This is a genomic window from Acidithrix ferrooxidans (genome assembly GCF_000949295.1).
Lineage (GTDB): Bacteria > Actinomycetota > Acidimicrobiia > Acidimicrobiales > Acidimicrobiaceae > Acidithrix > Acidithrix ferrooxidans.
On record NZ_JXYS01000130.1, the window covers coordinates 1 to 10,967 of the forward strand.

The following is a 10,967-nucleotide window of genomic DNA, read 5'->3' on the forward strand; positions in this document are numbered from 1 at the left end:
CTCGTCTAGTCCCAGAGCATCCACAGCACCAAAACGTGAAGGATCATCCACCAATGCAGCTCCATAGGCAACGACTGCGTCATTTATCGTATGCCAATCACAGCCAAGTTCCTTAGCCACACAAGAAACGCTACGACGCTGGGCTCCAACAGCATAAGTTGCCCATCTAGCCGCCCGATCACTTAGGCGAAGACGACCTTGTGGGTATTTGAAATTGAGCTATTTTTGGATCATCATCACTAAAAGACGGTTGGGGGCAGTGTTTGTTTGCACATCGCCATCTGTGCTTAGACCAAAAAAGAATAACCTTGCGACCAAAAGACGGTAGGTCTACAACCTCAACAACTCTGAGGCCATTATGGTGAACTTTGCCTTCACAAGTTGGACATTGCTTTTGTGAATTAGAACACTCAATGTGAACATGGAGCGGTTCACCAAGATTATCTTCAACGCCTATCAAATTAATATCAACTAAACCAACCAAGATTTTAGAAATTGCTTTATGATCTTTTTCCACAGGGGCTCTCCATCATGAGTTGTTCAAATCCCATTCTGGCAGAACCCCTGTACCACCTCCAAAGCGACTTTATAAAAATGGAACTTTAACCTCTAGCCACCGTTAAATCCGAAGTGCCGCTTTTCGATCATCACCCGGGCGCCCTGGAGGAGATCTGCCTCGTCTAGAGAGGCGACCACCGGAGCGAATAGTCCGGGTGGTATCTCTAGGTAGTACAAGGAGTGTGAACTCCTCTGCAGATCCTTCGCGAGAGCCTGGTAGGTGGCGGGGTTGTTGAAGTCGCCCTGTACGTACCTGAACCGTTTCGCTAGGCGGTCAAATATCCCTTTGTCGACCACTTCGTCACCCGACTTCAATGCCGCGAGTACGGAGGAACGCAGGTGATCGACGGACCAGTCCTCCTCGGCTACGCCGATGATCGGAACGTTCAACTCGCCAGCCAACTCCAGTTGATACAACGCCTGGAAGGTCATCTTCTTGGCGAGATCTCCCGTGATGCCGAATATGACGAGGGAGTCGGCGGCGCACGGCGAAAGGTGGTTCACGTTAGCCGTGCCTTGCTTATCGGGCCGTACTCCGCGCAAGCTTCTGGTCAAGTCGCCACCAACCGAGTAATCGTCGTCGACGGGAGTCCATGGGGGGCGGACTCCTGTCGACGAGTGGTCTTCCGCGCCCAGAACTGCGACGGCCTACCCATGTCGTCAGGGTACTCGCGGAATTCTTTGGGAAAGTGAAAGTGACGTGAAGGCGACGTCGTCGCTACCGAATTAAGTTCGCCGTCCATGTAGGCCATCCCGCACACTTTCATTTTGAAACCTACCATTATTGGTCGAGAAAGATGCGAGGTTTGGGCGTCCTTTGTGAGTATATCATTGTTTCATGCGAGTTATCGAAATATGGTGAAAGAACTTTGAGATCGGTGGGCCGTGCGAACGTCCGCACTTCGCGCACCAACTTCGCCACCGTCGTGCATCTAGGTCGATGAAGCGCAGAAATCGTGTCACTCCCAGCACGGCTGGGATTCTCCACCCACGCCACTACTGCGGGTTGTCGCCCGCGGCGTGCGATCCATGGGTCATCAGCTCGGCGAGACTCGTCACGACGACGTCGGCACCGTGGGCGCGAAGTCCATCGGCGTAGTCGTGCACACCGGGCGCGTCGTGATGGTCGCCACCGACAACTAAGCCGAATCGTCCGGCCCGACCTGCTTCGACACCAGCCAGGGCATCCTCGAGGACCACGGCGGTATCTGCATCCACTCCCAGGACCTTCGCTCCCTGGAGATAGCTGTCGGGTGCAGGTTTCCCCTTCAGATCGAGATCCTTGACGACGTGTCCGTCGACGACCGCGTCAAAGAGATCGATAATACCGGCTGCCACTAGGGCCGTCTTAGTGTTTTCGCTGGCCGAGACGACAGCCACCTTGGCGCCCTTAAGGCGAAGTTCCTTCACGAGCGCCACCGCGCCATCGAAGACCTTCACCCCCTCTTTCTTCAGGGCCTCCAGGAAGAGCTCGTTCTTGCGTTTACCCACCCCCTTGATGGTGCCTGCGTCAGATTGATCATCGTCAGCGCCCTCGGACAGGGTGATGCCACGCGCGGTGAGGAAGTTGCGAACCCCGTCGTCACGAGGTTCACCGTCGACGTACTTTTCGTAGTCGCCCTCGGCGTCGAATGGTGCATACGTCTTTCCCGTGTTAGTCGCCTCTGTCTTGAGAAACTCGTCGAATGCTTGCTTCCATGCACCTGCGTGTACTGACGCGGTGTTCGTCAATACGCCGTCCATGTCGAACAACCACGCGTGGTAGGCGGCAAAGTCTACGTCCTTGACTTGATCATCCTTCTTTGGCGCGCTCATGGTGCCTCCTGTTGCTCGTGAGAACTGGTAGTGACGCGATGCCGGGGCGTCCGCCCGAAGGGTTGGCTCGGCATCGAGGGTGTCGATTGGCGCGAGTGGTCGTGAGTCAACGTAAAGACAGTGGGACCACTCATGGACACGGTCATCGCCCTATCAAAGTGAAAGAGTTCCAGATCGTCCCCATGGGTCAAGACGTAACTCACCATCGATGGTGTTACCTCGACGCGTAGGCGTCGGCCGCGAAACTCCATGTTGAAGGCTAGTCGAGTAATCCCTTCGGGGAGACGGGGAGCGAATGTCAGCGTATCGTTGCTTTCGCGCATCCCTCCGAATCCGGCCACCAGCGCAATCCACGTTCCCGCTAACGACGCTACGTGCAGACCGTCGCGGGTGTCGTGCTCAAGATCTTCTAAGTCCATTAGGGCGGCTTCGGCGAGGTAGTCGTACGCTAACGCCAGGTAGCCGACTTCGGCCGCGATGATGGCTTGGCAGCAAGCTGAGAGGGAAGAGTCGCGCACGGTGAGCTTCTCGTAGTACTCGAAGTTTCGTCTCTTCTGTTCGAGGGTAAATGCGTCACCGCGTAAGTACATGGCCAGCACCAGGTCGGCCTGCTTGATGACCTGCTTGCGGTAGAGGTCAAAGTAAGGAAAATTGAGAAAGAGTGGGTACTGCTCTTTCGACGTGGTCGCGAAGTCCCATACCTGGTGGTCAGTGAAACGCTCGGACTGCGAATGAACGCCAAGAACTGCGTCGAAGGGAATCACCACCGCGTCAGCGGCACGACGCCACTCGAGGATCTCCGCCTCTTCGATCTCGAGTGCGCGCGATGATTCACAGTAACGCTCGGCCACGTCGGCAGCGGCCCGTAGATATCTCTGCGCCATGAGGTTGGTGTAGATGTTGTTATCACTGATCGCGCTGTACTCATCGGGACCGGTTACTCCATCGATACGGAATCCTCCGTCGCGAACAAAGTGACCGAGGGAATACCATAGCCTCGCCGTTTCACTCAATAACTCCAGACCAACGCCTCGCTCGAACTTCTCGTCAGCGCTCGCTTTTACGTATCGAATGACGGCATCGGCGATGTCGGCGTTGACGTGAAATGCCGCCACGCCCGCTGGCCAGTACGCCGAGCACGCGGCTCCCGTAATAGTTCGCCAAGGAAATAGTGCTCCCTTGAGACCGAGATTTGATGCTCGAGCTTTCGCTGATGCGAGTGTGTCATGGCGCCACGACAAGGCGTGTGCCACAGCGTCAGGCATTGTGTAAGTAAGTACCGATAACACGAACGTCTCACTATCCCAGAACGCGTGTCCATCGTAACCCGGGCCGGTCAGTCCCTTGCCGGGAATCGCGCGACGTTCACCTCGAGCTCCCGACTGCAACACGTGAAAGAGCGAGAAGCGTGCGGCCTGTTGGATCTCATCGTCGCCGTCTACCTCGACGTCAGCGCGATCCCAAAAATCTTCTAGGAACTTGCGCTGTTCCGCCAGGAGTCCTTCCCAGCCGGTCCTCGAGGCGACCAAGAGAGCCGCATCTATTTGATCGCGCAGTGCCTTCTCCGAACGAGTAGCCGACCATCCGTAAGTGACGTACTTAACGATCGTCAGACGCTCTCCTGGTTCGAGCGTGACCGCAACCGTCAAGCGTCCGAGATCGTCGGAGCATTCAGCAACCACTTCCGTCGAATCCGGGCCTTCCACCTCATGGTCCATAGCTGCCGCGACGGTGATCTCACTATGTTTGGTGTGGTGCACTAATTCGCAGCGAGTCCCCTCGTTGGCGTGGCCTACCGCTTGCAACGGACTATCTAGTACCGCCGAAACTCGGGGGTCACCGCTCGGCGGCGGTGGCGGTTCGTTCGTAACCAACTCGGATTGAACCACTACACGTACTTCATGGTCGACGGCTTCGATCTCGTAACGAATCGCCGCAACAGACCTTTGGACGAGGGACACTAGACGCGTAGAAGCTATCCGCACCCTTCGATCAGACGGTGACGACCATTCGACCCGTCGGTCGAGGACCCCCGCGCGAAAATCTAGGACGCGTTCGTGGCTGTCCAACTCGCCGTAACGAACATCGAACGGTTCGTCGTCGACCAATAGTCGAATCAGTTTTCCGTCGGTGACGTTTACCACGACCTGGTCGCGCTCAGAATAACCGTAACCGGCTTCGGCGTAGGAAAGTGGTCGGAGTTCGTGCACGCCGTTCAAATAGCTTCCCGAAAGACCGTATGGGTCACCTTCGTCCAGATTGCCCCGCCAGCCGATGTGTCCGTTGGACAATGCGAACAGCGACTCGGTCTGCGCCAAGATATTGAGGTTCAATTCGGTTTCGCGCAGGCACCATGGCTCAATTGTAAAGGCCGGATGTTGAATCACCGGAGGGCTCGTATATCGAAGACCATGCGTGCAGGCTCTAGGTCGGCAGCCCATAGGTTGGCGTCACCGATCATCCCGTCCCCCATCATCTGTCGGTCGATGCGTGCGTTCTGGGTAGACGGAATCGTGAGGTCCGCCGCGGGCGAATCCTGGTCGTACTGCAGTCGTGATCGTCCCGCCACTATTGGTTCCCACGGCTGAGAGCGGCATTGCGATATCTTCGAGTGACTGTTGCTCGGCTGCGACGCCGAACACCAACTCCGCGACGCCGCCGATGATCATGACCCCGGCCCCAACCAGGTAAGCAAAAAAGAGTCCACGATGGTTGTTGACCAGGCCGCCATAGATGTTAGGCCCCAGTGCGCCAAAGGCCTGAGCAATGGCGAAGAAGACGGCGATCGCCTTCGCTCGAACCTCTAACGGGAAGATTTCGCTCACGGTGAGATACGCTGCACTAGCTCCCGCGGAGGCGAAGAAGAAGACCAGCGACCAAGCGATGGTCTGGGTCAGCGCGTCGAGCAGGTTGGCGTCGAATGCCCACGCGCTTAACGCCAGTAGTACGCCAGCCAGCAGGTAGGTAGAGCTGATCATGAACCGTCGACCGATTGTGTCGAAAAGCCGACCGAGGATGAGGGGGCCGGCAAGGTTACCGACAGCGAAGGCGATGAAGTACAGCGGTATTGAGCCGCTTGACACGTGGTAGACCGTCGCGAGGACCAGTGCGTAGGTGAAGAAGATCGCGTTGTAAAGGAAGGACTGGGTTATCATCAATGTCGCACCCAAGATGCTTCGTTTCGGCATCTGGGTGAACAGCACACGCGCCAGCCTATAGTATCCGAGGTCGGAGATCGGATTGATGACGAGTGCTTTCGATTCGTCGAACGGTGGCAGATCTCCGCCACCCGCAGACTCTTTTTCCATTCGCTTGATCGCTACTTCGGCTTCCTTCTCTCGCCCATGCATGATTAGCCACCGGGGGCTTTCGGGGAGATTACGTCGAACGAAGATGATTGCCACGGCAAGTACCGGCCCGAGGAGGAAGCCGAGTCGCCAGCTCACGGTGGCGGAGAAAGAATTGAGGATATAGAGCTCGGCCAAGGTGCCGATTAGGGCGCCACCCCAATATGTACCATTGATTGCAATGTCCACTCGACCTCGGTATCGCGCGGGGATCATCTCGTCGATGGCGGAGTTGATGGCGGCGTACTCACCGCCGATACCCATGCCGGCGATAAATCGAGTGGCGTAGAGCCAAATCACCCATCCACTACCGTGACCAAGCGTGGCGGCGGTGAGACCTGAGCCCAGAAGATACACGCCTAGCGTTACGAGAAAGAGCTTCCGCCGCCCGAGCTTATCCGAAAGTCGACCGAAGACAAGAGCTCCGACCACCTCGCCAATGAGATAGACCGACGCTATGTCGCCCACCGCTCGTGGGGACATGCTAAGTGTACTCTTCCTCTGAAGGAGGTCAGCCACGTCGCTCGCAATTGTAATCTCGAGCCCGTCGAGCACCCAGGCAACGCCCAAGGCGATCACCATGCGCGTATGGAAGGGCGACCAGCGAAGGCGGTCTATACGCGCCGGTATGAGCGTGCTGATCGGTTCGGACTCCGTTTTCGCCATCGCGTATACCGTCCCATCGAGAAAGAAATTTCTGTTGATAAGGGATGCGGGGTCTGGGCTTCCTTTTTCAAATACTAACTCTCTTGATGTGATTTGTCAATCTATCTCGTCGTAATTGTGGTGACCACCATCACTGGAATTGACTATTTTTCAATCTTTCGACCACTGAATATCAAGACTTGCGACCACTGAATATCAAATCTCTCGACCACGCAATATCAAATCTTGCGACCAGGTGAATTTCTTAGGTAAGACTCGGTTTTTGAGCCATCAATAACGATGGCTTAGAAACCAGGAGAAACCAGGAAATGATAAGGAAAAAATGGGAGATTGATTTGAAAGTAATCAGAGATATTCTTCGTTTAGCTAACGAAGATCGTTATACCTTTCGTGAAATCGGGACATCGCTGTCGATTTCACACCAGAGAAGTATCTAAACATCTAAACGCAATTGTCAAATGCGGTCTAAGTATCGCTCAAGGCCTTGAACTTAGCGATCAAGAGCTGAAGGAGATCTAATACCCAAAGGCATCAGGACCAGTTTCTAAGGAAAAGGTGACCCCTGACTTCGATGGACTGATCAAAGAGATGGCCAAACACCCATCTCTCACACGCAAAGTGCTTTGGGATGAATACACAGAGCAATTTGGCGATCAAAGTTACAGTTACTCACAGTTTTGTGTTCTGATGCGTTCGCTCAAGGTGGTCAACTCTCTAACTATGCATCTTGAACATCTACCTGGTTACAAGTTGTTCGTTGACTTTGGCGGAGATAGGGTTCCAATCTATAGCTCCATGACATCTGAGAAGGTAACTTTTGAAGCCTCAATCTTCGTAGGTGTATTGGCCTATTCTGGCGTGTGTTACGCCTATGTTGCTGGCAACACTTTGGTGAGGTTCAGGCTGATACCGTCATTGACTCAAGTCACGGCGCCGATCGGGATGGTGACCTATTTACTGGAGACTCTTTGGATGCAAGACCCATTTTGGACCACTAAATGGAGACCCGCCATTTGCTTCAAATAATGTTTAAAACCTATAGCTTGATCTCTGTCGACTCACCATGGAGCGATGATGACCGTTTTGTAAACCAACCATTGCCCCTCGACGCGAGAGATGCAAAACCGACCATACCTGTGTGGAAAGGTTGTGAATCAAACTATCGAGGACCAAAGTTCAGCTTGAGTCGTTACCGATCGACATAACACTGTAGTTTAGTTATCTTTCTCCCCCCACCTTAGAACTCTCACCTCCAAAGAGATCTCGTTCTATCTCCTGTAGGCTGCGATTCTTGGTCTCTGGCACTTTTCGTTGGAAATACACAAGTGCGACAATGGTCAAAAAGCCAAAGAGGAAGAACGTTCCCGATCCGTGAATGGCATTTAGCAGTGTTAGGAAGGAAATCGTAACAACAAAGTTCGCACCCCAGTTGGCAATCGTGGCAACGCTCATGGCTCGACCTCTGATACCAACCGGATAGATTTCGCTAATTAGTAGCCAGAAGGTAGGCCCAAGGCCAACTGCAAAGGATCCAGTGTAGAGGAGTAAAGCGATAATAGCTATAATTGCCGTCGCACCTGTGAGGTGATTCCCACCTACGACAAATGCTAATGCAAGCACAACCAAGGAGATAGCCATACCACTTGTTCCTACCAACAGTAGGGGTCGACGACCAACTCGATCGATCAATCGAATAGCAACGATAGTCATTGCGACGTTTATCACCCCGTTTGCTACGTTAGCAAGCAGTGATGCAGAATTACCCAGTCCCGCACCGTGAAGGAGAGTAGGGGCATAGTAGATGATGGTATTGATACCAGTCACCTGTTGAAAGATCGCTAGAAGAATCCCAACGGTTAGTGCTCCGCGGATTTTAGGATTCAAAAGATCTCTGGCATGACTCTTCTTTTGGCTGAGCTCTCGTACCTCGGTAATCTCGGCTTCAATCTCACTGCTGGCTCGTACTCGCTTTAGTACAGCTCGAGCTTCATCTTCTCGACCTTGGGCGATCAACCAGTGAGGGCTCTCCTCTTGAAAGAGCATGCCGACAAATAGGGCAGCAGCGGGAATGGTGGCTAGGCCAAACATGAGCCGCCAGTTCTGAGTGTAGGAGAGTCCAATAGTCAACTAGATAGGCGCTGAGAATACCAGAGGTGATTGCCAACTGGTTGAAGCTGACAAGGGCGCCACGAAGGTTAGGCGGAGCCGCCTCACCAATGTAGAGCGGAACGACCATTGAAGCTGAACCTACAGCAACACCAATCACAAAGCGCATAATGATCAGAACTAGCAAACTGGGTGAGAACCCAGCGCCAAGGACTCCAACCATAAAGAGTACCGCTGTTATAAGAACAGTTCGCCGCCGCCCGATAGTATCGGCAAGCTTGCCCGCAAAAAATGCCCCAACCATCGCTCCAACAAGGAGGAGGCTTGTTACTAGTTCCTTGTCGAGAGATGATATTCTCCCAAAATCGACGTGCAAAAAGAGCAATGCACCTGATACAACTCCGGTGTCATATCCAAAAAGGAGTCCACCAAGTGCAGTAATGGCAGCAGCCCCAAAGACATGGCGGCGTATCGTTTGGGTAGTTATCTCAGAAGTGACTCTTGCAGATGGGTTAGTTTTCATGACGGCTTCCTCTCAAGTTCTGACAGAGGATAAAAGGCGCTAAAGATTCGTCCAAGGCGCCAAGAGTTGGAGTGTTATTGCGCTCTGGAATCAGAGTGCGACTGGTGGCGGTGGAGGCAAAATCCACTGAGGAAGACCGCCTTTGTCTAAAGCTACTGAATCGGGTCGGATCAATAGTTACGGATACGACGGTATCCATAGTCTAGGCCACCGTGATTGAGGGGTCGAGAAAGACGTCTTGGACTGCATTGAGGAGCTCAATGCCATCAGACAAAGGTCTCTCAAATGACTTACGACCGACAATGAGCCCGACTCCTCCAGCACGCTTATTGATGATCGCTGTGCGCACGGCTCCGGCTAGGTCGTTGGGTCCGTCCGATCCGCCTCCGGAGTTGATGAGTCCGATCCTACCCAAATAGCAGTTGGCCACTTGCCATCGAGTGAGGTCGATGGGATGATCTGTGGTGAGCTCTGAGTAGACGATAGGGTCGGTTTTTCCGAAGTCCACCGCGTAATAGCCTCCATTGCATGTGGCCTGTTTTTGTTTGATAATGTCGGCTTGGATGGTCACGCCCAGGTAGTTGGCCTGTCCGGTTAGGTCCGCTGAGGTCTCGTAGTTTATTCCGTCATGTTCGAAGGCATCATTTCGTAGGTAGCACCACAGTACGGTAAACAATCCCAGTCGATGAGCTTCGGCGAAGGCCGCACTCACCTCGACCAACTGACGGTCGGCGTCTTCGGAGCCGAAGTAGATGGTCGCCCCTACGCCTACCGCTCCGAGATCGAAGGCCTGTTGCACAGAGGCGAAGAAGATTTGGCGAGTGTGGTTTGGATAGGTAAGTAGCTCGTTATGGTTGAGCTTGACGATGAAAGGTATTCGATGGGCATAATGTCGAGCGACCATGCCAAGCACACCCAAGGTGGAGGCTATGGCATTACACCCGCCTTCGACCGCTAATTCACAAATATTTGAGGGGTCTAAATAAGCTGGGTTTCGAGCGAAGCTAGCGGCGCCAGAATGTTCAACCCCCTGATCAACTGGCAGTATCGATAGATAACCTGTGCCACCAAGCCGACCATGATTGTACATGTGCGCCAAGTTGCGCAAGACAACTATAGAGCGGTCGCTCTGTGCCATGATTCGGTCAATGTAGTTCGGACCTGGCAGCGTGAGGGATTTTTTGGAAATCCCCTTGCATGTGTGACCGAGCAGGGAATTAGCTTCATCCCCTAGTAGCTGTTGAATATCCATTCATACTTATCAAGTTTCGTAAGTTTCGCCTCCACCGAGACCAGATTGGAGCTAATCTTTAGTAGAACAGATGTTCGATAAAGGAGGCATGGTGGATATCTCAGGCTTTATGGTACGCTTCGCTTCAGAGGAAGCATGTGAAGATCATTTGATCAAATTGCGGTGGAAAGAGGGATTTAGATGCCCAAAGTGTGACTCTGACCAGTTTACCTTAATCAGGCCAAACCATCGAAGAAATGCAGCATCTCGAGCTCCACTTTTTCAATGTAAATCTTGTCACCGTCAAACTAGCGTTACCTCCGGAACCATCTTCCATCGAAGCCATATCTCTTTATCCAAGTGGTTCTCCGCTATCTATCTATTGTCCAACGACAAGCGTGGTCTTTCGGCTACTACCATTGCTAAATTCGTTCAAGTATCTTATTCGACTGGCTGGTTGATGCTAAATAAGCTACGAAAAGCAATGGCTGACCGAAATGGTTTATATAAACTTGGAGGAAACGTCCAGGTAGATGAGTTCTTTTTAGGTGGTGAGAGCCATGGCGAAGGCAGAAGAGGAAAGGGAACAAAAGCAAACCAATGTCCTAATTGGAGTGTCGATTAGCAATGGTGCTCCTACTCATTGCTTCATGGAAGTAATCAAAGATACCACTGCTAAATCATTCAAAGATGTTTTTGTGAGACGTTTAGATTCCGATAC

The 10,967-nt window shown here is 53.0% G+C and carries 10 protein-coding genes and 1 pseudogene; 2 read left to right on the top strand and 9 right to left on the bottom strand.

Annotated features, from left to right (window positions below; all coding sequences use genetic code 11):
• Positions 1–178: 178 nt before the first annotated feature.
• The 6 genes from AXFE_RS16710 to AXFE_RS16735 all read right to left on the bottom strand — a co-directional run bounded on the left by AXFE_RS16710 (position 179) and on the right by AXFE_RS16735 (position 6,386).
• A complete protein-coding gene (locus AXFE_RS16710; protein ID WP_052605193.1) occupies positions 179–517 on the bottom strand; it encodes a transposase family protein in 339 nt (112 codons plus the stop codon).
• A gap of 92 nt (positions 518–609) precedes the next feature.
• Positions 610–1,062, bottom strand: a complete 453-nt coding sequence (locus AXFE_RS16715) for a hypothetical protein (protein ID WP_152626182.1) — start codon at positions 1,060–1,062, stop codon at positions 610–612.
• 47 nt (positions 1,063–1,109) lie between these two features.
• The gene (locus AXFE_RS16720) at positions 1,110–1,325 is read right to left on the bottom strand and encodes a hypothetical protein (protein WP_152626183.1); all 216 of its coding nucleotides are present in this window, start codon (positions 1,323–1,325) and stop codon (positions 1,110–1,112) included.
• A gap of 229 nt (positions 1,326–1,554) precedes the next feature.
• Positions 1,555–2,373: a beta-phosphoglucomutase family hydrolase gene (locus tag AXFE_RS16725; RefSeq protein WP_082058861.1), complete on the bottom strand. Its 819-nt coding sequence runs from the start codon at positions 2,371–2,373 to the stop codon at positions 1,555–1,557.
• Positions 2,370–4,760: a glycoside hydrolase family 65 protein gene (locus AXFE_RS16730; protein ID WP_052607059.1), complete on the bottom strand. Its 2,391-nt coding sequence runs from the start codon at positions 4,758–4,760 to the stop codon at positions 2,370–2,372. The genes AXFE_RS16725 and AXFE_RS16730 overlap by 4 nt, the downstream gene beginning before the upstream one ends.
• Positions 4,761–4,823: 63 nt before the next feature.
• Entirely contained in the window at positions 4,824–6,386 is a 1,563-nt protein-coding gene (locus AXFE_RS16735) for an MFS transporter (RefSeq protein WP_082058862.1), read from the bottom strand.
• Between the two features lie 555 nt (positions 6,387–6,941).
• Between AXFE_RS16735 and AXFE_RS16740 the strand changes: the two genes are divergently transcribed.
• A complete protein-coding gene (locus AXFE_RS16740) occupies positions 6,942–7,412 on the top strand; it encodes a transposase (protein WP_052607060.1) in 471 nt (156 codons plus the stop codon).
• Positions 7,413–7,604: 192 nt separating this feature from the next.
• Here AXFE_RS16740 and AXFE_RS20535 read toward each other — a convergent pair whose 3' ends face one another.
• From AXFE_RS20535 to AXFE_RS16755, 3 genes are all read right to left on the bottom strand, one after another.
• On the bottom strand, positions 7,605–8,474 hold the full coding sequence (locus AXFE_RS20535; protein ID WP_200891343.1) for a sugar porter family MFS transporter: 870 nt from the start codon (positions 8,472–8,474) through the stop codon (positions 7,605–7,607).
• On the bottom strand, positions 8,374–9,015 hold the full coding sequence (locus tag AXFE_RS21120) for an MFS transporter (protein ID WP_200891344.1): 642 nt from the start codon (positions 9,013–9,015) through the stop codon (positions 8,374–8,376). The genes AXFE_RS20535 and AXFE_RS21120 overlap by 101 nt, the downstream gene beginning before the upstream one ends.
• A 202-nt stretch (positions 9,016–9,217) precedes the next feature.
• Positions 9,218–10,267 (bottom strand): class I fructose-bisphosphate aldolase, encoded by a 1,050-nt coding sequence (locus tag AXFE_RS16755; RefSeq protein WP_052607062.1) that lies wholly within the window; start codon positions 10,265–10,267, stop codon positions 9,218–9,220.
• A 91-nt stretch (positions 10,268–10,358) separates the two neighbouring features.
• Between AXFE_RS16755 and AXFE_RS16760 the strand changes: the two are divergent.
• A pseudogene (locus AXFE_RS16760) lies at positions 10,359–10,967 on the top strand (IS1595-like element ISAxf1 family transposase); the annotation flags it as partial.